18 protein-coding genes are annotated in these 23350 nt (G+C 50.6%); 6 read left to right on the top strand and 12 right to left on the bottom strand.

Going from position 1 to position 23350, the window contains the following annotated elements; genetic code table 11:
- Nucleotides 1-19: 19 nt before the first annotated feature.
- Entirely contained in the window at nucleotides 20-838 is an 819-nt protein-coding gene (locus tag PSAKL28_RS22240) for a cation efflux transmembrane domain-containing protein (protein WP_084589139.1), read from the bottom strand.
- 67 nt (nucleotides 839-905) lie between these two features.
- Here PSAKL28_RS22240 and PSAKL28_RS22235 point away from each other — a divergent pair, with 67 nt between their 5' ends.
- Nucleotides 906-1349 (top strand): MerR family transcriptional regulator, encoded by a 444-nt coding sequence (locus PSAKL28_RS22235; protein ID WP_051939528.1) that lies wholly within the window; start codon nucleotides 906-908, stop codon nucleotides 1347-1349.
- A gap of 4 nt (nucleotides 1350-1353) precedes the next feature.
- On the opposite strand, the gene PSAKL28_RS28335 is transcribed toward PSAKL28_RS22235, so the two are convergent.
- The 3 genes from PSAKL28_RS28335 to PSAKL28_RS22220 all read right to left on the bottom strand — a co-directional run bounded on the left by PSAKL28_RS28335 (nucleotide 1354) and on the right by PSAKL28_RS22220 (nucleotide 4602).
- Entirely contained in the window at nucleotides 1354-1533 is a 180-nt protein-coding gene (locus tag PSAKL28_RS28335; RefSeq protein ID WP_038614583.1) for an ATP-binding protein, read from the bottom strand.
- A 545-nt stretch (nucleotides 1534-2078) separates the two neighbouring features.
- Nucleotides 2079-2753, bottom strand: a complete 675-nt coding sequence (locus tag PSAKL28_RS22225) for a heavy metal response regulator transcription factor (RefSeq protein WP_038614581.1) — start codon at nucleotides 2751-2753, stop codon at nucleotides 2079-2081.
- A 505-nt stretch (nucleotides 2754-3258) separates the two neighbouring features.
- The gene (locus PSAKL28_RS22220; protein WP_038614579.1) at nucleotides 3259-4602 is read right to left on the bottom strand and encodes an OprD family porin; all 1344 of its coding nucleotides are present in this window, start codon (nucleotides 4600-4602) and stop codon (nucleotides 3259-3261) included.
- Between the two features lie 399 nt (nucleotides 4603-5001).
- On the opposite strand from PSAKL28_RS22220, the gene PSAKL28_RS22215 reads away from it, so the two are divergent.
- From PSAKL28_RS22215 to PSAKL28_RS22195, 5 genes are all read left to right on the top strand, one after another.
- Nucleotides 5002-6282, top strand: a complete 1281-nt coding sequence (locus PSAKL28_RS22215; RefSeq protein ID WP_084589138.1) for a TolC family protein — start codon at nucleotides 5002-5004, stop codon at nucleotides 6280-6282.
- A gap of 217 nt (nucleotides 6283-6499) precedes the next feature.
- Nucleotides 6500-8089: an efflux RND transporter periplasmic adaptor subunit gene (locus PSAKL28_RS22210; protein ID WP_038614578.1), complete on the top strand. Its 1590-nt coding sequence runs from the start codon at nucleotides 6500-6502 to the stop codon at nucleotides 8087-8089.
- Nucleotides 8090-8103: 14 nt separating this feature from the next.
- Nucleotides 8104-8445 (top strand): P-II family nitrogen regulator, encoded by a 342-nt coding sequence (locus tag PSAKL28_RS22205; protein ID WP_038614576.1) that lies wholly within the window; start codon nucleotides 8104-8106, stop codon nucleotides 8443-8445.
- An 11-nt stretch (nucleotides 8446-8456) separates the two neighbouring features.
- Nucleotides 8457-11579, top strand: a complete 3123-nt coding sequence (locus tag PSAKL28_RS22200) for an efflux RND transporter permease subunit (protein WP_038614575.1) — start codon at nucleotides 8457-8459, stop codon at nucleotides 11577-11579.
- A gap of 236 nt (nucleotides 11580-11815) precedes the next feature.
- Entirely contained in the window at nucleotides 11816-12139 is a 324-nt protein-coding gene (locus PSAKL28_RS22195; protein WP_038614574.1) for a DUF2790 domain-containing protein, read from the top strand.
- 733 nt (nucleotides 12140-12872) lie between these two features.
- On the opposite strand, the gene PSAKL28_RS22190 is transcribed toward PSAKL28_RS22195, so the two are convergent.
- From PSAKL28_RS22190 to PSAKL28_RS27795, 8 genes are all read right to left on the bottom strand, one after another.
- Nucleotides 12873-13088 carry a hypothetical protein gene (locus PSAKL28_RS22190; protein ID WP_038614573.1) on the bottom strand — a complete coding sequence of 72 codons (216 nt, stop codon included), beginning with the start codon at nucleotides 13086-13088 and terminating at the stop codon, nucleotides 12873-12875.
- 600 nt (nucleotides 13089-13688) lie between these two features.
- Nucleotides 13689-15107 (bottom strand): heavy metal sensor histidine kinase, encoded by a 1419-nt coding sequence (locus PSAKL28_RS22185; RefSeq protein WP_038614572.1) that lies wholly within the window; start codon nucleotides 15105-15107, stop codon nucleotides 13689-13691.
- Entirely contained in the window at nucleotides 15104-15778 is a 675-nt protein-coding gene (locus PSAKL28_RS22180) for a heavy metal response regulator transcription factor (protein WP_038614571.1), read from the bottom strand. The genes PSAKL28_RS22185 and PSAKL28_RS22180 overlap by 4 nt, the downstream gene beginning before the upstream one ends.
- 908 nt (nucleotides 15779-16686) lie before the next feature.
- Nucleotides 16687-16941, bottom strand: a complete 255-nt coding sequence (locus PSAKL28_RS22175; protein WP_038614569.1) for a YebG family protein — start codon at nucleotides 16939-16941, stop codon at nucleotides 16687-16689.
- A 111-nt stretch (nucleotides 16942-17052) separates the two neighbouring features.
- Entirely contained in the window at nucleotides 17053-18411 is a 1359-nt protein-coding gene (locus tag PSAKL28_RS27435; protein WP_084589136.1) for a tyrosine-type recombinase/integrase, read from the bottom strand.
- Nucleotides 18404-18922, bottom strand: a complete 519-nt coding sequence (locus tag PSAKL28_RS27805) for a hypothetical protein (RefSeq protein ID WP_157687067.1) — start codon at nucleotides 18920-18922, stop codon at nucleotides 18404-18406. The genes PSAKL28_RS27435 and PSAKL28_RS27805 overlap by 8 nt, the downstream gene beginning before the upstream one ends.
- Nucleotides 18919-21027 carry a hypothetical protein gene (locus tag PSAKL28_RS27800; protein ID WP_157687066.1) on the bottom strand — a complete coding sequence of 703 codons (2109 nt, stop codon included), beginning with the start codon at nucleotides 21025-21027 and terminating at the stop codon, nucleotides 18919-18921. The genes PSAKL28_RS27805 and PSAKL28_RS27800 overlap by 4 nt, the downstream gene beginning before the upstream one ends.
- On the bottom strand, nucleotides 21020-23296 hold the full coding sequence (locus tag PSAKL28_RS27795; RefSeq protein WP_157687065.1) for a hypothetical protein: 2277 nt from the start codon (nucleotides 23294-23296) through the stop codon (nucleotides 21020-21022). Before PSAKL28_RS27795 ends, PSAKL28_RS27800 begins: the two co-directional genes overlap by 8 nt.
- Between the last annotated feature and the right edge of the window lie 54 nt (nucleotides 23297-23350).

The following is a 23350-nucleotide window of genomic DNA, read 5'->3' as shown; positions in this document are numbered from 1 at the left end:
ATCCTTGTGTTGAAGCCAGTTAGTTGGAGTGTTTGGGCCCACAGCACGACTTGACCTCAGTCGGCTCTGCCGGGGATTGTCCGGGCTCACAGAGGCTTACCAGCATAGGCTTTGACCCTTCGCGCGTTGAGACCGCATTGGATACCGGGGCGCAGCAGGAAGCAGCAGGTTTAGTAGACTCCACTGCGCAACATTCAGCAGGTTCAGCGACCACCTCCGGCTGCGGATTGAGCTTCCACTCATGCCAGGCTTCGCGAAGGACCTGTCCAGCGGAATGCAGGAACAGTGCAGCAATCGCCAGACCCACCGCGATATCAGGCCACAGGCTGCCAGTTAGAGCCACCAAACCAGCCGCGATAATCACACTGGTATTGGCAATCAGGTCGTTACGTGAACACAGCCAGGTCGAGCGCATGTTCAAGTCATCACTGCGGTGGCTAAACAGCAGATAGAAGCAGATGCCATTGGCAGCCAATGCGATAAACCCGACCACCCCCATCCAATCCGCTTCAGGCACTTCTTGCATGATCAACTTGCGAGCAGCGTCGGCGACCACCACAAGCCCGAAGAGCAGCATAAAGCCGCCTTTGAACAAGGCCGCCCCGGCGCGCGCTCGGACGCTTCGGTGCAGTACAAACAGCGTCACCGCGTAAACCGAGGCGTCCCCAAACATGTCCAGCGAGTCGCCCAGCAATGCGGTAGAGCTCGCAATCAAACCGGCGGCAAACTCCACCACGAACATCACCGCATTGATGGCCAGAACGATGTAGAGAATGCGGCTTTGTCGGGCGCGCAACTGCGCTAGTTCGCCGGCTTTGTTTTCGCAGCAGCTGTCCATTTTCCCATCCTCACGCATGACCGATTGCGATAGCATGAAGGTTCTAGCAACTATAAGGTCAAGCACCATGACTGTACCGAACTACACCGTAGGTCAGTTGGCCAAGGCCACAGACACCAAGGCAGTGACTATCCGCTACTACGAACAGCAGGGGTTGCTGCCTTCAGCCACCAGAACACCTGCAGGCTACCGCCTCTACACGGAGATCGAGCGCGATCGTCTGCTGTTTATTCGACGCAGCCGGGGGCTGGGTTTCAGCCTTGACGATGTGCGCGAACTGCTCGGCCTGGCTGATCGGAAGGAACACTCCTGCGCAGCAGTCGATGCCAAAGTCGAGCTACAGCTTGCTCAAGTACGAGAGCGCATCCGAGATCTACAAGGCCTGGAAAGTGAGCTGACACGGTTGATCGCGTGTTGCCAAGGTGGCGTGATTGAAGAGTGCCGGATTATCGAGTCCCTATCGAATCGATCTGCTGTACGTCCAGAGTCGACTGGCACGGCTTCACAGTAAGAGATCAGCTCGCGACTTTGAAACAGAGACAAACACTGGTCCCCGCCTGCTCTTGGCTACTGAGACTGACTTCCCCGCCAAAGCGCTCCATGATCTGCTTGACCATGATCAAACCGATACCCAACCCACCCAGTTTGATGGTGTAGAAGGATTTGAACGCCATCATCTCTTGCTGGCGGGTCATGCCTTTACCGGTATCGTTGATCGAGAGTGGAGCTTTAGCCCATCGGCAGACAGTGTGGTACTGATATCTAGCTGGCCACCCTCCGGCATCGCTTCAATGGCGTTGGCAATCACACTTTGATTCATTTTTGCAATACGTGTGCTGTCCGTGTCTCAACTGCTTTCCCTGACATGGGTAGAAATAATATAAGATCAGTGGTGAGGCATATTGTTTCATCTGTGAGGGCTGAGAATCCCTACCTCGAAAAAGAACGTTCACTTGAAGGTTCTAGCTTGCAGAAGATGATCAATCGTATCGCTGAAGCGCTATGATAGCTCATCTAGTTATAGCGATATATCAGCTGGTGTGTTATTAAATTTTGAAAGTGGGTGTCCGAAAAATACCCAAAAATATAGAGTTTTTGAAGATGCTGTTGGTGAAGTTGTAGGCGAAATTAAGCTTTGAATAGAGCATTATAAGCTGCAAGATTTCTCACGCTAAATAAATCCCGCTTTGACGGGGTTTTTAGTGTGCTAAGGGTGGCGTATGGTTTGTGGTGTAAGTTTTCAACGTTTATCTAGCACGTATCCTACACCTCTCAGTGTATGGATGAGCTTGGTTTCAAAGGGGTCATCTATTTTGGCTCGGAGTCTGCGAATTGAGACCTCCACTACATTCGTGTCGCAGTCGAAGTTCATGTCCCATACCTGCGAGATTATTTGTGTGCGACTTAAGACCACGCCGGAGTTGCGCATCAGGTAATGCAGCAGAGCAAACTCTTTCGTAGTTAAATCAATACGTTGGCCGTCTCGGAAGGCTCTATGGCGGCTCTGGTCCAGCTCCAGATCTGCTACTTGAATGATCTCAACCGAGGCAGGATGATCCGCTCTACGCATCAAGGCTCGTACGCGGGCTAAGAGCTCCGGAAACTCAAACGGCTTGACCAAGTAGTCATCCGCACCATTTTCCAATCCTCTGACTTTATCTGCAAGGCGACTTCTTGCGGTCAGCATCATAATGCGCGAAGGGCAGTTTTTTCGCCGTAGCAGCTCGAGCACTTGCCAACCATCCATCTCTGGCAAGTTAATATCGAGGATGATAAGTTCGTATTCATGCTGCTTGGCTAGGAAGAGGCCATCAGGGCCGTTGTGCACGAAATCTACAACATAACCACTTTCCGTAAGCCCTTGTCGCACGTACTCCGCTGTTTTTACCTCGTCCTCAATTACCAGAATTCGCATGGGGTTTTGTCTCGATATCGCTGAGCAATTAAATAGCGCCTGTGCGCCGGTAGTATTTAGTAAAATAGTAAATCAATTTTTGGCACTCAGGGTCTAAATAACGCATTTGTAATTTATTGGTAATATGGCTGATAGCCTGGCGATATATTGTGTCGCAGCTTGGCTTGGAGGTGATATCAGCCGCTATTATGGTTCGCAGCATGACAGTATGAAGTATTTTTTATTTCTGGTTTTTGTGTTGGGTGCGTTGAGGTCTGATTACAAAGAGACCTCACTCGATGAGGAGGCGGAACATTGGTGCAGCCACGAGTTGCATCGTCATGTGATGGTGAAAGTTGGACGGCTTCTCGAATTTTAACCACGAAAAAAAAGGCGCCCAGAGGGCGCCAAATATTCACCTCTAACCAAAGGAGCAATTAAGCTTCTTAAGGTGAATTAGTGGAACGAGTGGTGCTCAACGGCCTAATAGAATTAGTGCTCAGGGATCACTGATCCTATGAGGTATTTACAGAATAGAGAGTGGGTATTCGACGATCAGGCGGACCTCATCTAGGTCCGATTCAAATGCCGTGGCGCGAGTGTTAGCCTGGCGTACCCGGAAAGAAAGGTCTTTGGCGGTCCCAGTCTGCACTACGTACTTGACTTCGATGTCACGTTCCCATCGCTTCTGGTCGGTAAGTGGATTGCCGTTATCATCGGTCCGCATGTAAAACTGGTTAGCGTTGGAGTAGTCGGCGTCAGTGCCCTTGCCATAGCGAGTCATGAACGAAAGACCAGGGATACCGTAGCTGGTCATGTTCAGGTCGTAGCGTAGCATCCACGAGCGCTCATTCGGCGAGTTGAAGTCGCTGTACTGGATTGAGTTATCGAGGAAGATGGAGTCAGACTGGCGCAGATAGTCGAAGTCATCGTCGCCGTTGTTGCGCTGATGAGAAAGAGCCAGCGTATGGCCGCCGAAGCGAACGCCGACCTTAGCGCTCCAGATGCTGTTGTCGAAATCGCCCAGCAACTGTTTGCCTTCATCGAGCGCACGGTAGTAGTTCAGGCCACCAATCAGCGCGACGTCGTCATTGAGGGGGTAGCTGAAGCTGGAACCAGCATAATACTGGTTCCAGACGTCCTTCAGGCGGCTGGCATAGAGGCTCACGCTGATATTCTCGTTGACGTCATAGTCAGCACCGCCGTATCCAACCCAAGGTGAGTCAACTGGGCCACCATAGAAGGTCGCAAACTTATCGCGCATATCGCTAGAGACTGGCTGGCTCATCGAATGCAGACGACCGGCCTGGATGGTGAGGCCCTCAAAGCTAGTGTTCTCGGCAGTAACGCCGCGGAAGCTTTCCGGCAGCAGGCGTGAATCGCCGAAAGCAACCACCGGAGTGAGAGGGAACACGTCCCCGACTTTCACCACGGTGTCCAAGAATCGAACTTTAGCGGCGCCACCCAGCTTGGTGTATTCATCGCGCGCTTCGCCCTCGCTGTTGACCGGGAGTACGTCAAAGGAGCTGCGGCCGCCATTTCGGCCGTCACCGGTGTCAAGCTTGAGGCCGATCATTGCGAAGGCATCTATGCCAAAACCAACGGTGCCTTGGGTAAAGCCCGAATTAAAATTGGTGATGATTGCATGAGCCCATGCTTCGGAGTAGCCGTTCGTGTTGCCCTTGCCACTGTTGTAAGTGGGGGCGGAGCTGTCACGGTTATCACGATTGAAATAGAAGTTTCGGTTCAAAACGGTGAGGCTGCTGCCCTCAATAAAACCTTCTGCTTTTTCCTCTGCCTGGGCTGTAACTGCATAACTGCCGGCGAGCGCAGAACATGCGGCCAGGTAAAGCGACAATTTACTTCTCATTCAATGCTCCTTCGATTGCGGCAGCTTTTATTATGATTGTCCGACTCGGGTGTTTAGGTGATTGTTCTGACCCGGCGGCGCGCGTAGCGAAGCGCCTTGCGCAATACTTACAGGCGGAAGATAACGGGAGGGTGATAAGATAATTACAATTTTGTCATGTTGTTGTTATTCACTGTATAGGGTGCTCGCGCTGCCATGTACAGCCCTTCCTTAAACCCCATTGGATACGCAGTTTCTACAAGGTTTACGGGCAAAGCTTCGATTTATTACGAAATTGTAATTTTCCAGCCACCCCTCTGATAGCTATCGCTGATTAGAGTGCCATCACCTAATCCAGTGGGGCTTGGCAGCTATTTCTGCATTCTCGCCAAGCTTTATCGAAGTTTGCGCACGAGGATCATGAAAGTGCCCCGGTACAATAGAAATGTCTTGTTAAAGACCTCACAGTCTCCTTGGAGGCTACTTGCGCTCTGTGCGCTAATTACGGGCCTGATTACACCTGCAGCACTCGCTGGGCAAAGCATTAACCTCTCCCAAGCACTTTCCACTGCGATGGATTCCAACCCTGATATGGCCGCTGCACGGCAGGAAATTGGCATTGCCGACGGGGCTCGTAAGCAGGCTGGTCTCATCCCTAACCCGGAGATTTCATACGAGGTTGAAGACACCCAGCGAGACACCAGTACCACCTCCGTATCGATTGCCCAACCCTTGGAACTTGGTGGAAAACGGGCCGCCAGAATCGAAGTTGCTACGCTCGGCCAGGGGATCGCACAGATGGAGCTGGAGCGTCGTGTGAACGGTCTGCGAGCCGATGTTGTGCAAGCGTTCTACGCAGCCCTGCGAGCCCAGACGGGGCTCGACCTGGCCAAGCAGTCTCTTGACTTGACCGAGCGCGGACTGCGTATCGTGGATGGCCGCGTGCGGGCGGGTAAATCCTCACCGGTAGAGGCTACACGAGCTCAAGTGCAGTTAGCCGAGGCCAAGCTGCAGGTGCGTCGTGCCGAAACGGAGAAATCTACGGCATATCAGCAGTTGGCTCAGATCACTGGCAGCGCAGTTACGGTCTTCGACCGCCTTGAGTCACCCACCTTGTCTCCGGGCACACCGCCACGGCCAGCGGAGTTGTTGGCCAGGTTGGATCAAACTCCTGAGATGCGTCAGGCCGTGGCGAAAATCGACCAAAATGACGCTTCGCTCGGCTCGGAGAAGGCCCAGCGTATTCCGAACCTGACAGTTAGCATTGGTAGCCAGTACGACCGTTCAGAACGGGAAAGAGTCAATTTAGTTGGATTATCGATGCCACTTCCGCTGTTCGACCGTAACCAGGGCAACATCCTTTCTGCTGCTCGCCGGGCTGATCAGGCCCGTGATCAACGTAATGCTGTGGAGTTGAGGTTGCGTAGCGAAACTCAAACTGCTTTGAACCAGTGGGCTACCGCCATGCAGGAAGTTGAGTCCTATGACCAGACCATCCTGCCCTCTGCCCAACAAGCTGTGGATACCGCCACTCGCGGATTCGAGATGGGCAAATTCGGTTTCATCGAGGTACTGGATGCCCAGCGCACCTTGATCGTTTCTCGTGGCCAGTACCTCGACTCGTTGGCTGCGGCAACCAATGCGCGTGCTCAGGTGGAACGGGTTTACGGCTACGTCGGTTCGGATGCCGGCGTTCGTTGAGCCTGCCAGACATTTTCTTCGTCATGCGGCAATCATTGAGTCGGGCACCAATGAAGCGCGCCGCGAGATTAGCAGGGCTGTGTGCGAAGGCTGAGCAACTCGGGCATACGGCATGACGCCTCGCCTGGTTACAGAACAACTTCATGTTTATCGAGTGTGTTTTGTCACCTTCGGGACATGAGTCAAGTTCAATATTTTTGATAATTTGGAGTTACCAATGGCATCAACAACTCCCCGAAAGCAGCGGCTGATGATTGCGGCCGTTGTCGTAATCGGTTTGGCCGCGGCGGGTCTAATTCTAAGTGGAAACCCGGGTCAGTCCGGGGAAAAAGGCCATGGTCATGGTGAAAGTCATGAGGAAGCGTCAGCTCACTCAGATCCCGAGCACCACGGCGAAGCTTCGGCGGAGGTGCATGAAGATGCCGACGAACATGCAGATGAAGAGCATCATGAGATCGAAGAGGCCACCAAGGGCGAGCATGGCGGCAAGCTTTTCACTGAGGGTAATTACGCGCTTGAAGTGACGATTTTTGAGGAAGGCGTAGAGCCTCAGTTCCGGCTCTATACCTACCTGGACGGAAAGCTTCTAGACCCAGCTGCCAGTACTGCGCAAGTGACTTTGTCGCGTCTTGGTCAGGCTCCACAACTCATCAGCTTCAGCAAAGAGAATGACTATCTTCGTGGCGATGCCGTTGTCGTAGAGCCTCATTCTTTCCAGGTTTCCATCAGCGCCAAGCACAAAGGCAAAAGTTACTCGTTTGGTTACGAGCAGGTTGAGGCCCGCGTGACCATGACGGATGTGCAGCTTGAGCAGGGTGGCGTCACGCTCGCCACTGCTGGTCCCGCGAAAATTGCTTCCACGCTGCAGGTGCTCGGTGAGGTTCGCTATAACGGCGACCGTACGGTTCAGGTGACCCCGCAACTTGCCGGTCGGGTCGATTCGGTGGCAGTTAGTGCTGGCGATACGGTCCGCAAGGGCCAGGTGCTGGCCAAGATATCCAGCCAAGCGCTTGCCGAACTGCGTGGCGAGCTGCTTGCTGCACAGCAGCGTTCGGCGCTTGCCCGCACGACCTACTCGCGTGAAAAGCAATTGTGGGAAGAGAAAATTTCTGCCGAACAGGACTTCCTACAGGCGCAGGTTGCCATGCAGGAAGCCGCTATCGCGGTGCAGCGCGTCCAGCAACAAATCGCCTCGCTGGGCGGTACTCCAGCCAAAGGCCAGAACCTCACCGAGTTCGAGATTCGCTCTCCTATTGATGGCGTGATAACCAGCAAAAGCATATCGGTTGGTGAAGTTCTCAAAGAGGACTCTGCGGTCTTTACCGTTTCGGATTTGTCGACTGTGTGGGTGGATTCCACCATCGCGGCAAAGGACCTGGGCGTAATCGCCGAAGGGCAAAAAGTTGTAGTGAGCTCCAGTGCATTCGTAGCCAAGGCGGAGGGTACCATTTCGTATGTCAGCGCTCTGGTTGGGGCACAAACCCGCTCCGCAACGGCTCGCATCGTTCTTGCTAATCCAGATCGGGTATGGCGTCCCGGTTTGCCGGTGACCGTCGAGGTGGTTGCTGCGGAGAGCGATGTTCCCGTTGCTGTGGCGGTCGAGGCGATCCAGACCGTTCGAGACTGGCAGGTGGTATTCGGCCGCTTCGATAACCAGTTGGAAGCTCGGCCTGTTGAACTTGGCAAGTCCGACGGACGCTTCGTAGAAGTTATCTCGGGTCTGAAGGTGGGTGATCGTTACGCACTGAAGAACAGTTTTCTGATCAAAGCTGAGCTAGGCAAAGCCGGCGCGAGCCATGACCACTAATTCGGAGTTGAGCTATGAAACAAGTTACTGCCATTTTTCGCCCGGTTCGGCTTGAGGCCGTCGAGCAAGCGTTGCACGCATTGCCGCATCTGCCTGGGTTTACCATCCTGCCTGCTTATGGTCACCCGCGTGGCCATGGTAAAGATCACAGTTACATCGCAGACGAGTGGAACCCCGACGCCCATCAGCATCTCGTGCTGCTAGCGTTTTGTTCCGACGATGTTGCCGATGAGATCGTCAAGGCCATAGAGAAGGCTGCCCACACAGGTGTACCCGGTGACGGAATCGTCGCCGTATCCCCTTTGACTGACGCATTGCGCATCCGTACTGGAGAGCGCGGTGATGCTGCGCTTTAGGGGAAATTTACATGTACGAACGATTAATTCGCTTCGCCATCGATCAGCGCTGGCTGGTTTTGCTGGCTATTCTCGGCATGGCAGCGTTGGGTGTTTACAGCTACCAGAAACTGCCGATTGATGCGGTTCCCGATATCACCAACGTGCAGGTTCAGATCAATACCGAGGCCAAGGGATATTCGCCGCTGGAGACCGAACAACGTGTGACTTTCCCGATTGAGACGGTCATGGCGGGGCTCCCCAACCTGCAGGAGACGCGCTCCATCTCGCGCTATGGGCTTTCGCAGGTCACTGTCATCTTTGAAGACGGTACGGACATCTACTTCGCTCGTCAGTTGGTGAATGAGCGGATACAAGAAGCCCGTGGCAATCTTCCCAGGGATCTATCACCGAGCATGGGACCCATTGCCTCTGGCCTGGGTGAGATCTACATGTGGACCGTTGAGGCGCAAGAAGGCGCGAAAAAAGCGGATGGCAGCGCCTACACGCCGATGGATCTGCGTGAGATTCAGGACTGGATCGTCAAGCCGCAGCTACGAACTGTCAAAGGTGTTACTGAGATCAACACCATTGGCGGCTATGCCAAGGAGTTCCAGGTTTCACCCAAGCCGGAGCTCTTGGTAGCCCATGGCGTCAGCCTGCAGGACATTGTGGTTGCGTTGGAAAGCAACAATGCCAACGTCGGTGCGGGCTACATCGAACGCAGCGGCGAGCAGTACCTGATCCGAGCTCCAGGGCAAGTTGGCAATATTGCAGACATCGCCAACATAATCATCAAGAACACCGATGGCGTTCCTGTCCGTATCGGTGATGTGGCTGAGGTGGGCCTGGGTAAGGAGCTGCGTACCGGTGCCGCAACTGAAAACGGTCAGGAGGTGGTGCTCGGCACGGCGTTCATGTTGATTGGTGAGAACAGTCGCTATGTATCGCAGGCTGTCGACCAGCGCCTGAGCGAGATCAATCGCAACCTGCCGAAAGGGGTCATGGCGAAGACGGTCTATGACCGCACCGTATTGGTTGACAAAGCCATTAGTACGGTGAAGAAGAACCTGATCGAAGGTGCCCTGCTGGTTATAGCGATCCTGTTCCTGTTCCTAGGCAACATCCGTGCTGCCCTGATCACCGCAATGGTGATCCCGCTGTCGATGCTGTTCACCTTCACGGGCATGGTCAGCAACAAGGTCAGCGCGAACCTGATGAGTCTCGGTGCGCTCGACTTCGGTATCATCATCGATGGTGCCGTGGTGATCGTTGAGAACTGCGTGCGGCGACTGGCCCACGCCCAAGCCGCCGCGGGTCGAGCACTGACCCGTAACGAGCGTTTCCATGAGGTGTTCGCTGCCTCGAAGGAAGCGCGTCGTCCGCTGCTGTTCGGTCAACTGATCATCATGGTGGTGTACCTCCCGATCTTTGCGTTGACTGGTGTGGAAGGCAAAATGTTCCACCCGATGGCGTTTACCGTGGTGACTGCACTGTTGGGGGCTATGATCCTCTCGGTGACGTTCGTCCCGGCGGCTGTTGCGCTGTTCCTCAATGGCAACGTCAGCGAGAAAGAAAACCGCTTGATGATTTGGGTCAAGCAAGGCTACGCGCCGTTGCTGGATTGGGTCATGGTAAGCAAGCCGCTGGTGTTGACCATTGCAGCAGTCATCATGGTGCTTTCAGGCTTGGTTGCTTCGCGGATGGGTAGTGAGTTCGTGCCGAGTCTTGATGAAGGCGATATCGCGCTGCATGCTCTTCGCATTCCAGGCACCAGCCTCTCGCAAGCGATTGACATGCAGGTGCAGCTTGAACAAAGGGTCAAATCCTTTGCCGAGGTTGATACGGTGTTCGCCAAGCTGGGAACTGCTGAAATCGCGACCGATCCAATGCCACCGAACGTGGCGGACAACTTTGTCATGCTCAAACCGCGCGAGCTGTGGCCGGATCCTGATCGCAGCAAAGCCGATCTGGTTGCGGCGATGCAGGAAGCGGTCGAACAGGTTTCCGGCAACAACTACGAATTTACCCAGCCCATCCAGATGCGTTTCAATGAACTGATCTCCGGCGTGCGCAGTGACGTCGCGGTGAAAGTGTTTGGCGACGACATGGACGTGATGAACGAGACCGCCGAGCAAATCGCTGAGGTGCTGGAGGGTATTCCGGGTGCAGCCGATGTGAAGGTTGAGCAGACCACTGGCCTACCGATGCTCAGCATACAAATCGACCGTGAGAAAGCCGCGCGATTTGGTTTGAATGTATCGGAGATTCAGGACGCCATTTCCACCGCCATCGGTGGGCGCGAAGCTGGAGCGCTGTTTGAAGGTGACCGGCGCTTCGATATCCAGGTTCGCCTGGCCGATGAGTGGCGCAATGACGTCGACAAAATCCAGCAGTTGCCTATTCGCCTGGCCAATGGCGATGTTTTAGACGGTCCAGGGTTTGTGCGTTTGGCTGATGTGGCGAGTGTGGTTTTCGCACCAGGTCCGAACCAAATCAGCCGTGAAAGTGGCAAGCGCCGCGTGGTGGTTACCGCGAACGTTCGCGGCCGTGATATCGGCTCTTTTGTCGCCGAGGCTGAGAGCAAAATCGCTGAGGCGGTGAGTGTCCCTGCAGGCTATTGGACTACTTGGGGTGGCACCTTCGAGCAGCTTCAGTCAGCGGCCAAGCGCCTGCAGATTGTCGTGCCAGTATCGCTGTTGCTTGTGTTCACGCTGCTGTTCATGATGTTCGGCAATGTCAAAGATGGCCTGCTGGTATTCACCGGCGTGCCCTTCGCACTGACAGGCGGGATAATGGCGTTGTGGATGCGTGATATTCCGCTCTCGATCTCTGCAGGGGTGGGCTTCATTGCGTTGTCGGGTGTGGCGGTACTCAACGGCCTGGTCATGATTTCCTTCATTCGTAGTTTGCGTGAGAACGGCATGGGGCTGGATGAGGCCATTCGCGAAGGCGCATTGACTCGTCTGAGACCTGTACTGATGACTGCCTTGGTGGCGTCTCTGGGCTTTATTCCGATGGCTACTGCCATTGGCACGGGTGCGGAAGTTCAGCGGCCTCTGGCGACGGTGGTGATTGGTGGAATCCTGTCCTCAACGGCGCTGACGCTGTTGGTTCTGCCATTGCTCTACCGCTTGGCCCATCGCACGCGTTAAGTTCACAGCGCTATTTTTGCGTAAGTAAAAAACTGCTCTTGAGCGCAATGCTGTTTACTTAAAGTCACAAATTGACGATTCGCACTGAATAGCCCACAACACTTGTTGTGGGCTTTTTCTACTTGATTAGAACTAAGTGAATGGCATTACCTTTCAAAATTGTAAGTTTTTTGTCATGTCGGTGATGCCAACGTATTGCTAAGGTACTCTCGAGATGGTTAATTTAAGAGAGCATTATGAAAAAGCTTATTGTCACTGCGGCGCTGGTTATCTTCTCGGTGACTGCGCAAGCCAATACTTATTCCGAGAAACGTCAGCTGCAGTTCATTCAGGAGCATCAGAAGGCCGTAGCTGCCTACGCCGAGAAAAATGGTAAACCAATGCCGGATATTCAAGACTACAAATACGGTATGAAGATCGACGTGGCTAAGTTTGTACGGCAGTCTCAAGACCCTCGAAACTGCTCAGTCTACCCAAGGCTCATGACCTTCGAAGACTCCATGGGTACACTAAAGACTTTTCGATACTCAATGTTTGCTACCTGTATCAATAATAAGTAGGTTATCTTTGATTGCAAAAAATACGAACTCAAAAATGCCAGGCAGTGCCTGGCATTTTTTATTTGAAATCGATTTTAACGATGCGGGTCACGCTTTCTTGAGCTCTTTTGCAGCGCGTTGACCTGGATGGATAGGCCGAAGCTAATCAGTTCAGGATTTGGAACTGTGTAGGGAGTTTTCGTTCACCCTGCCAAAGTAAAGAGTTATGGGGGATCGGTCTGATGGCCCGGAAACCGTATGGTACCAATTCGATTCAGCTTGGTTTGTACCTACTATTCGCGGCGGGGAGCAGTGCTGTGGCGTTACCCAGCAGTGGGGCGGAGCATCATCTCTGTGGGAATTATTGAAGCTTGCCTCAGAACCAGTATGACACTGTATAGGCTTGGCTTGATGTTCGATCAACCAGCACCAGCCATCTGTCTAGGACGTCACTCGTACTCGTCGGAGTTCTACCGTAACGATAACTCCGAGAGCATCAAGGACTCTACAGGGTGGTCGTATGATGTTATGTCTTATCTGGCCCAGACTGTACGCTGATGTGAGTTACAGCAAAATCACTATTCAGCTTCTGTTGTGTAAATGGCATAACATTAAGTTTGAGACGGGCGGCTTGGCTGGAGAGGCCAAGTCTGACCCTGCTAGAAAAGATAAACTAAATTAGAATTAAAAAGCCAGGCAACTACCTGGCTTTTTGCTCGTCAATATTGTCATTAGGAGTCTGGCTCCATTCCGATTAGTTGTCGGACTTTTCCTGGCGTTTTTCAGGTTCTTTCTGTTGCTGTGCGTCTTGCCCATTCTTTTTTTTCGACTGATCGCCCCAGAGACGGGCCTGTTCTGCTCGGAAGTCTTCGGTGAAGCTCTTCGCTCGCTCGAAGCCTCCCTCAGCATAAGCAGTGCCCATGAGACCAAGAAGCAAGCTACCAACAGCGATAAATTTTACAAATCTCATAATGAGCCTCTGTACCTACTAGCAGGCTGGCCAGTGCGGCTGCCTTTGTTGCTTAGCAGTTTAGGAACGAGAAGCTAACGCCATGATGAGTCAATAATTACAATTCCGTCATGTTTCGGAGCGGTACGCAGTCTTTAGCCCTTAAATTCATGCGCGCGGTGTCTATCTCGGTGTTGTTGGGGCGCCGACAGAAACGCACTCTTTTGCTTTGCTCGTTGATGATGAGGTAATTAAACCGCTGATTTTCGAGCTACTCGCTGCTTATCATCAACCAATCAGTAAGTTTCTACTGGTCTGAAGCGTATGTCTGCTTATGCTAAAAAGTATGTGTTGACGGTGCCGACTGAATTATTAATTTTGGCGCTGATATGTGTTCGCCCGGCGATGTATTTGGTCAATAGCTAGGATGTCGTCAGCGCTCAAGAGAAAATGAGCGTATATAAGTTTTTGCACTTATGGGGAAATTTTTTGCGTCTCCATGGTTCCGCGAAAAATGGAGAATTAAGGATCTTTGCTGAATGAGAGAGGCCAGCTTATTGACAGACCCTCTCTTCTACAAGGTGTATAACTGAGTTAAATTCTAAATTGAGTCGTTGGTACTTAAATGACCCCGCTGGCGTTATGTCTCGTATGGTCATCCGGAAAGCTCAGATGGAACCATGTGAAATTCTCATCGATAACTTCTACATCTGCCACGCCGTGGTGCAGGCACATGATTGATTGGACAATGGCTAAGCCTAGCCCTGTGCCGCCTTCGCTCCTTGCACGGCTTTTGTCTACTCGATAAAAGCGTTCGAACAGATGTGGCAGGTGTTCTTTCGGGATTCCACGGCCAGGATTGCCTACGCTCAGTGTAACGCCGCTCGGTCCTCTATGGACTCTGACAAAGACTGTTCTTCCACTTGGGCAGTATCTAATCGCGTTGGAAAGAAGGTTCGAGACTGCACGCTGAATCATCAGCCTGTTCCCTTGCACTACGTCGGCGCAGCCAGAGATCTGCAGTTCGACTTCACTTTCCTCAGCCGTGATGCTGAAAAGGTCGCATACCCGCTGAACTTCGTCCACCAACACAATGGCCTCGAAATCGACCAAGGAAGCGGGATGGCTGACCTGGGCTAGGAAGAGCATGTCTGAAACCATACGGCTCATACGGTCCAGTTCCTCAGTGCAGGATTCGAGCACGTCACGGTATTCTTCAGGTGATCTATCCCTGGTCAGCGCTACCTGGGCCTTGCCCATCAGGTTAGAAAGGGGGGCCCGGAGCTCGTGTGCAAGATCGTCAGAAAACTGCGAGAGCTGCTGCACGCCATCATCCAAGCGAGCGAGCATGATATTGATCCCGTCAGCCAGCTCCTTCAGTTCTGCCGGCATACCATTGGTTGGGAGTCGATGTTCAAGACTTTCGGTGGAGATCTTTGATGCAACTTTCAAGAACTTAGTCAGTGGCAATAAGCCGCGGCGGACGGTCCACCAACCGATGACGAGGATTAGCGCAAGGAGGAGGGGGGATACCATTAGAGCCCAGGTCAACAACGCTTTTAGCAGAGCCTTGTTGGAGCTCTGGTCCATGGTCATGTAGACGCTTACCTCTCTGCCATTTCCTAATTGCATGATGCGCGACGTGCTCAGCATCGGTCTGTCCAGCGAGTCGCGCCACTCATATTCTTCCATTTGTACAGTGGCGCGGAACTGGTGTACCTCTTGGTTGACCTGCTTGGACCCAATCGTGAGTAGCGGGGTCTGACTGTGTGCCGACTGGAAAATGCTCACGTACAGGTTGTTATGGCCCATGACCAGGTCGACAAGCTGATGTGCGTCCGCGGTAACGCCGGAAATGTCCGTAATGCTGGACAGATTGTGAGCCATCCCGCTCATTTTGACGACGAGATCACTTCGTGCCGTCCTTTCAAGAGCTTGGCCCACCATCAGGTAGCCGAAGGTGGCAAACATCAGCAACAAGGTCGCGCTCATCAACCCAACTTTAAGTCCAAGCTTTACGGCCAGGCTGAATGGCCTCATGCACGCACCTCAAAAATGTACCCAACGCCTCGCAGCGTATGAATGAGTTTGGTTTCAAATGGATCATCGATCTTCGAGCGCAGGCGCCTGATAGCGACATCAATGACGTTGGTGTCACAATCGAAATTCATGTCCCAGACCAGCGAGATAATTTGTGAGCGTGTCAGTGCTTCGCCTGTACGGCTCATCAGCAAGCGCAACAAGGCAAACTCCTTCGTGGTGAGGTCAATCCGTGTTCCCCCCCGGAACACCCGGTGACGTTCAGAGTCCAATTCCAGGTCGCCGATCTTGAGTGTGGTCTTTTCTACGAGTTCATCGCCGCGTCGCTGCAGCGATCGAATACGGGCGAGCAGCTCTGGAAACTCGAACGGCTTAACGAGGTAATCATCTGCCCCGCCATCTAGGCCCTTGAGTTTGTCATTGATACGGCCGCGAGCGGTCAGCATGATGATGCGAACACGGCTCGTATGTCTGATTGTTTGGAGAAGATCCCAGCCATCAATGCCAGGTAGGTTCACATCCAAAAGAACTAGCGAGTAGGTGTTGTGACTAAATAAGTGTAGGGCGTCAACACCATTATGCGCTATATCAACGACATACCCGCTTTCGGAGAGGCCCTGCTGAAGATATTCAGCAGTCTTTATTTCGTCTTCCACAACTAGTACGCGCATAATTGATCTCAAGAGGTGAGGGGGTTAGACGTTTGGCTAGGACACCAATAACATCGCTGTGGTTTGCAAAGGTAGGTCGAAGTAGTGCCCGGTACTCAGTAAGTCTCTAATATTAAGAACACCTAATGGTCAGTTTATGGCTGTGAATTTTAACGTGAAGTAAATGGATTTGGCGAAATCCTACAAATTTGTAATATGACTGCAAGCTTTCTGACATCTGTGTAGGCTTACTCACCTGAGCATAGGGGGTTCTATGGTATCCCGCGCTTGATGATGGTCACGGCTGACAGGTAGATTAGGCCGGGAAACGCTGCGTTTGTAGCAAAAAATTGAATGTGCCGAGGGTGTCGGTGACAGTAAACTTATGGTGTAGTTCGCGTTTAAAATTACCTATGACTCTATTAATGAATATTTTATTATAGGGCGCTGGCAGGCTTTGGTGCTATTGCATATGTTTTATGCGTATTTAAAGATACTATTGCTTGTCTAGATTGTAATTGCCTTGCCATTCCTGTTTTAGTCTTCTTTGCCAGCCTATCCGCAGTATCAGATGCAGTGCTTCTTGGGAGTGTCTAATTTCAGAGTGGCATGATGATGGCAATGAGAGCCGGAACCTTAGTGAAGGCTGAACAAGAGTAGCTGGTCACTGGCGCCGCAGGTCTCGTGCAATCGGTTGCTCGCGGCCATCGGAATTTTACTATCGCAGCAGTAGGTAATCTTTACGAAATGAAGGTTCGCTAGGTTGTCGTCGCTGGTACGGTAGCATGATGACAGTTGCGGCTGATATTACGGGCATGAACAGTTGCTCCTAAACGAGCCTCGGGAGTCTGCAGCGTGCTGACACTCATCCTCCCGCGCTCGAACCGGCGTCTGCCGGCAGGGCAGGGGTTACGACGGCGGTAGTTTTGTTATTTTTTAGTATTTAGTTCGTCAAGAGCCGAAATATTATTTTTAAATGCGACGGCAAATATAGCTCGATTCTTAGCCATGAAGATACTCGCTTCCTCAGCAATGTCCTCAGAGATACCAGGAACATTTTTTAATAGAAGCTGGGTCAGTGACTCACTAAGCTCAAGCATATGGTCATGGGCGTCAGCAAGTTTCCTGTCCAAAAAAGTAGTCTCCAAATCACGTGTGCTACGGTAGAGAATTTCTACAGCCATGTCTGGCCCTCATGTGGTGTAGGTTTAGCTGAGCAAGATGCTCAGAATCGATTTTACATGCTGAGTCGCATCTGTGCTGAGGCGATTGTGAGATAAAGCTATAAAAATTAATTAAAGTAGCGCTTCGAATGAAAGCAGCAAGTCGAGTAATGCCTTAGTCTCCTTGGATGGACGCTTTTCTGTAAGGTTAGCCAGCAGCGCCGTTGCTTGCTCCCGTATGGCGTCGATCTCCGTCAATGTTTTGAACTTCGGTGAGGTCTTGGATATGGCCATTGCCTCTTCCCATGCTAGGTGGATGTAGCGCTCTAATGATGCAACGCGTCGATGGCCAGTTAGCTCCTGAATCTTACGCTTTAGAGACTCTGTTTCCAGTATTGCTTGTTTGAAATCCTCAAGGCTGTCGGCTTTCTGTCTAAGAATTTCTGCGACAAATATTTTTGTTATGAAACGGTGGCGAAATAGGTGCGGACTAACAGGGTCCAAAATTTTTCCTAGCTTCGCGATGTGTTGAATTTCAGCTGTGAAAGCGTTCGGTGTCAGAGGGTTCCCAGTTCTTTCGTTCAGAAATAGATAGTCGTGCGTGGTCTTGAGTCTACGTGCTAGGGGAGCTCTCACGTACTCAATGTAGTCCGTAAGTAATTTTAAATCTGCCTGAGATATCGGGATTTCTCTAAATCGCCCAGGGTCTTCCGCAGCCGGGTTTATGCTGCGTCTGACACCACCTTTTAGAGTGACGACCCGCAAATGCTGTGTCTGGACCGCTGCTCTGACGTCTCTTACCCGAAGCTGCCCTACCTCCGCGCGTCTCGCACCTAACATCTCGAAGCAGCGGATCATGACACGTCGTCTTGATCTGACATACGGGGACGCGGATGCGTCTGCAGCTGCGGCAAGGCGAAGACACTTTATTGTCTCACTGTTTATTGGGAAACGCTCTTCGACCCTTGTCATTGGAGGTATCGCCGAGTGAGTTTTTGAGTTTCGAATAAGCTTTGATCCGTCGGGAGTGAAGATCGTTTGTTCTATTACTGCAATGGTTAAACGACTCGGTGAATGGAACTCTCTAGATAAAAAATCGATAAAGTCTACGCAGTTTTTTGCAATGTTTTTAACTGTGTTTTGAGTGCGTAGTTTTGTACCATCCGCTCTACGTTGGCCCAGTAAGGTTTTGACGAAAAAATTGAATTGCAAATCGGTGAGATCAAGAAATTTTGTATTTTGTGCATCGCAATAGCGTATCAGGTGACTAATGTTTGTCGCGTAAGATAGTAGTGAGCCACCTCTGTCGCTTCTTGAAAGCCCCCTATCATAAAGCTCCAAAATCCATATGTTAGCTTCGATGCACCACGAGCCGTTTGGCCATCTAAGTGTCGGGATATTTCCTGCATCACTGAGGATGATCGAGTGATCAGGTTTAACAGCGAACGGAAGTTTTTGATTGATGTTAATATGTTTATAGAGCTTATTCATGAAGTTTACCCGCTAACGCTCCCACAGTTGACAGCATATCAAGCAGCTCCCTTGATTCTTTTGCATAAAGTGCCGATGCTACGCTGTCGTTGCAAAGCTGAGCGAAGGACCGAGTTTGCCGCATGGATAGTCGCAGCAGCTTGGTCATAGCCAATAGGTCCAAATTCAGCTGAGCATTTTCTTGTGTGAGTTTGGCTATTGTGTCTTTTTGACTTCTTCGTTTTACCGAGGTCGGCGTAGTAGCTTGTGTCACTGCACTCAAAGCGCTGGCCCGTAGCTGATCCAAATGAGTAAACCCACCAGAAACGTAATGCTCACAGTGACGTTTCAACGTGTTCAATGATGTTTTGGAAATCCCCAGCTTTTCAGAGTGATAGCTTGACAGCTTTCCCTGGCTTTTGAGCGACGAAAGAAGCACAGAGTCTTGTAAGTATGCGCCCGGATTAACAGAAACTAAAACTAGTAGTTCACACAAGTTTCGGATTGACTGCTCTTGAGTAGCGCTACTCATGTATTATTTCCTTTGTCTCGAATTGTGGCGATGATTCTATAATGGGAGCCGTCAGAGTCAGTCAGAAATTCTGGTTCTATTTTTACTGATCCAGTCGAAATGCAATAGAGCAAATACTCTTCTATCTGTTCTTCTGGTAGTATTGCGAAATCAGACATTTGATAATGTTTTTGTATGAAAATTGTAAGGTTACTCACCTTGTCGGGCTCCGCGCGAAGCATCCGTGCGCCCCACTCTGCTTTCACCTCTCTCAAGACCTGACCTGGTGTGCTTTCTGTAATGTAGTGGTAAATCATCTCGCTATCGCCGTGGCCGAGCACCCACCTCAAAACATCCAAGGTGTCTTCTTTTTCTGTTTGATGCCAAAAGAAAACTTGCGCAAAGAATCGTCGAAGTTGGTGGTTCCGCAAATAAAACCGACGCCCTCTATCGTCTAGGGGAGTTTGAAAGTAATCGCAAAAAATGTCGAACTTCAACTGAGATGTGTGCGGGTGCAAGTTCTCGAGCCTGCCGTTTTTTAATGGCCCGCTCAGTACTTCTCTGTGCCGGTCGAGTAAGCCAAGTTTTATTAGGCTTGCCTGCATGGTCTCTAAGCTTTGAATCATGTCCGCAGCGATATGGGGTATTGGTCGAACAATTTTTACGTTCAGTCCGTAAAGCCCGGTTTTTCGATTGACTGTTTCAAGGGATCGGTGGTCTGAGGAAAGGCATTGGCCTGCGATAATTTTTCTCAGTTCCGAAGCACGGCGAGCCTGCAGGACTCCAAGCGTGACTTGGATCGCCCCCAGTAATACCTGCATGAGTTCGTGGAGTGAAGGGGTTGATCGAAGCGAGTCAAATTTTGCCTTGAAGTTAGGGTCGTTTTTTCTGGCGTGGATAGAAAATTGCTTGTTCCAAACTTTTACATTGAGTGCGCTCAATTTTTCATCTAGGTAGCGGGATATCTCAATAGACTCGCATCGCGTGGATTGATACGGTATTCCCATAATTACCACTGATTCCATTAGCCTTAAGTAGCTTGAAATTATTGCTTTTCCATATTCAAGATAGAATTCAATTGAGTCTCTAAGGCACTTTAGGGTGAGCGCTACAGGCAGCGAGGTGAAACGTCCTACTTTACTTAGATTGAACTGCTCCTCAAGGTATTCCGAGGATGGGATTTCGAGTTCTGATACTGGTGTGAGATTAGAGTTCTGTCGTAACACCCTTAAAACTTCAAATGTTGAAATAATCGCTCCGATTGCAGGCGGAGTCATGCTTGCATGTCTTGCGCGTACGGGAACCCGTGAGAACTCAGGGACTTGATAGTTGCGAGGCTTTAGCACGAAAAAAGTGGGGAGCGGATAGTGTTTTATTCCGCCTAATGTATTCACATATAGGATTCTAGCTATTTTTGTTGTGTCGATAGTGAGCGCTGATCGCGGGCCGCAAATGTAAAATCCTGCAAGCCAAAGCGCCGCTCGCACCGTGCAAATATCTTCGCGTTGCGGGAAGTCGTCACGCAGCGCATCCTCGATTTCTAGGATACTTTGTGATAACTCCTCCCATGGCTCCGTCAAGATTGGGTGGTCTTCGAGTGCTTGATAAATTTCAATTTTTGAGGTTGAGTCAACTAAATCTTTCAGGAAACTTCTAAGTCTTTCTGGCCATTCATACACCACAGTAGAAAGGTTGGGTGAGCGGCCACAGCTTGCAAGCAACCCCTTAAGATTGTTGTTGTTAAGCAATTTTAAGCCATGTTCGTGTATGCGGAAGCTGTCGTTATTAATTAGTAACCAGTCAATTACACCGACCGTATTTGCAACCTTCCTTTGCATTGTCGAATTTGATAGTGTGGACATTGGGTTGTAGTTTGTTCCGGCAGCGCAAATCCACCTTTTAAAAAGTCTGCACAAATCTCCGTCCAAGCAATATGTCAGGGGGACGGTTTCGACCAAGATTCTGAAGTCGATGTGCATAGGTTCGGATAGACCAAAGTCGAGATCCCAAGTTTCCGCTTCAAATTGGTCTCTCAGGAAGGGGGCTGAATCGAATGGTGTGGGTTCGCTTCCGAAATGCTTATCAAAGTACTCAATATTTGCTTTGAGGAAGTCTAGGTTATCCATTTGATGAGATGCCTATGTCGCTCATTGACCCAAGCTCCTTCGCAAGCTTGAATATTTCGAGGGCTTCAAAACTGTTTTCTTTATCAGAATGTAGATGGTCTAGTAAGTGCTCGCAAAACTCTGCCCAATGCATAAGGTTTTCGCTCAATTCGCCTTCTTCTCTACGCTCTTTTAAAGTCAGTAGTATTCTCGCGACGGGTAAACTAATTGATATAAGGAGTTTGGTGTTGCCTGGCCGGGTAGGATCTGGTAAAATAGTTTCAGAGCATTCGCTTATGTCAGGTAGCGTGTGGTTCTCCAGGAATGAGGCGAGCTCATGGTCGTTTGTGAAATTTGTTGCCTCTAGTAGGAACTTGCTGGACCTCATTGCTTGAACTATTACCCCTGTCTGAAAAACTCTAACCCACCGTTCCCGAAAGTAATGCAAGATACTTGTGGGCAAGTAGGTAGCTAGTAATTTTGGGTCGTAGCTAGCGTGACCTAATACCTTTGCCATCGAATGGAGGCTGCCAGTCTCTAGAAAATGCACGACGCCGGATGTGGTTCTCATTTTCGAGGGGCAAAGAATAGCCTTGGCGAAGTGGTTGAGTTCGTCCGGTTTCCAATGGGATAAGTCATGGGTTGTTGTGAGTTCGTTTATTAGGTTCTTTACTCGTCCATCGTCAGTTTTTGCTTTGCACCCGAACTCACATGGAGGGCCCACGAATTGCCTAGAGGTCAGCAGTAGCTTTCGCCATCGGGGGTCGTTTGATTTTTTTAAGGACGCACGCAGTGGTGAAGTTATAGAAACTAGTAGTTGAACTATTTTCTTTGATTCTTCATTCAGTGGAATTCGAATTTCAGATTTGCTGGGGCCGCGCCGATCTTTATGGCCATGCAGGTATTCTATTGTGTCGCCTGAGTCTATACCCCTGCGCTTGTCATTTTTATCAAAGATCGCCACGCTGGTGAGAAAACTTGGGGTGATCTTCGGGTCTAATGAAATAAGTTTTATACATATTGGTATTAAAACGTCAGTGGTTGGTAGTCCTAAGCTTTCAGCAATGGGGCCGTGAGAAACGTTGCAGTTTTTGAGGGCGCGTCGGAGTTCATCGTATCCATATATTTCTAGGGTTGCGGCGAGATTTTTTAGCTGGTCTGGATTATCGTTCGACGCGAGCCAGGCGTTAGGCTCATCGTGTAGTCTGGAGCCCGTAAGTATAGGCTTGCCATCTCGAGCCAAAAGTTCGAGTCTCTCGTTGGCAGTCTGAACCCTTTGAACAACTCTGTTGCACCATTCAATTGCTGCGCTATGGCAGAAAATTATTCGTCTTTTCAGGTGTCGAAATGCTTCGTCATCTGAGATATGGAGAGGGATCTCTGTCAATAGATTGGCTTTTACAATCCCGCCCGGGCGCTCTTTTAGATTTTTGTTTTGTCCGCGTGAATCGGTCGGGGCCGGATCGGCGAGACAATCAGGTTTTGCAAAAAGACCATTCGGAACAAGTTGGGTTTTGATAAACGGCATAATATGATAGCGCCAAGAAACTATGGCGGTCTCATGATGTAGGTTCTTTTCTACGGAGCTAAGATAAAGGTGTTTCCACAGGGCGCTGAAAAAATTAGTGGAGCCATCTTTGTTGCTAAAATCCGCTTCCTTGAACTCATTTGGATATTTAGAAAGGTACGAGCTAAATAAACTGACAAATTGAATATTTGGCAAGCGACGACCTGCAAGATACGTTTCGCATATGTTGTATAGCAGTTGGGTGAATTTTCTACCATATGAGTAATAAACGTTGACGAGAGGTAAGTTGACAATTTTCCCCGCTCCGTTGAGACATGCCCATCCGGACCAGTACCAGACTTTCTCCTCATTCAAATGTAAGCTTTCAAAGGCTGAACGATACTCGATTAATAATGGGTTGGCAGTCGTATCCGAACCAAACGTTGAAAAGGGCAAGGCGTCATGTTGGGATCTGATGCAGTTTACGACAGCCGTAAGTTTTCTAATGATTGTAGAAATCGTCCCTTTAGTTAGGGTGGCGAATTTCGGGCTTGATAGTGCGCCGCAAAACGTGGCGAGAATCTCATCGCTGGCAGTTGACGCGACATCCTGATAGGTAAGCGCTTGATCTGTAATCTGAAGGTAGCATTCGAGATACCGGAGCGTGCTAGTAATGCGCTGCCCCTGAGGAACATGGTCTCTGGCAAAGAGGGAGAGAGGCCGCTCTTCAAGATTTTCAAACGGATGGTCCGCCCTCGCGATTATGTCTTTGATAATTGTCAATGTCATACCTCGCCGAGAAATCAGGCTTGCCAGCAGCTAGCAAGCTGCTTGTGC

Source organism: Pseudomonas alkylphenolica (assembly GCF_000746525.1).
Lineage (GTDB): Bacteria > Pseudomonadota > Gammaproteobacteria > Pseudomonadales > Pseudomonadaceae > Aquipseudomonas > Aquipseudomonas alkylphenolica.
This window is presented reverse-complemented; position numbering and strand designations above follow the sequence as displayed.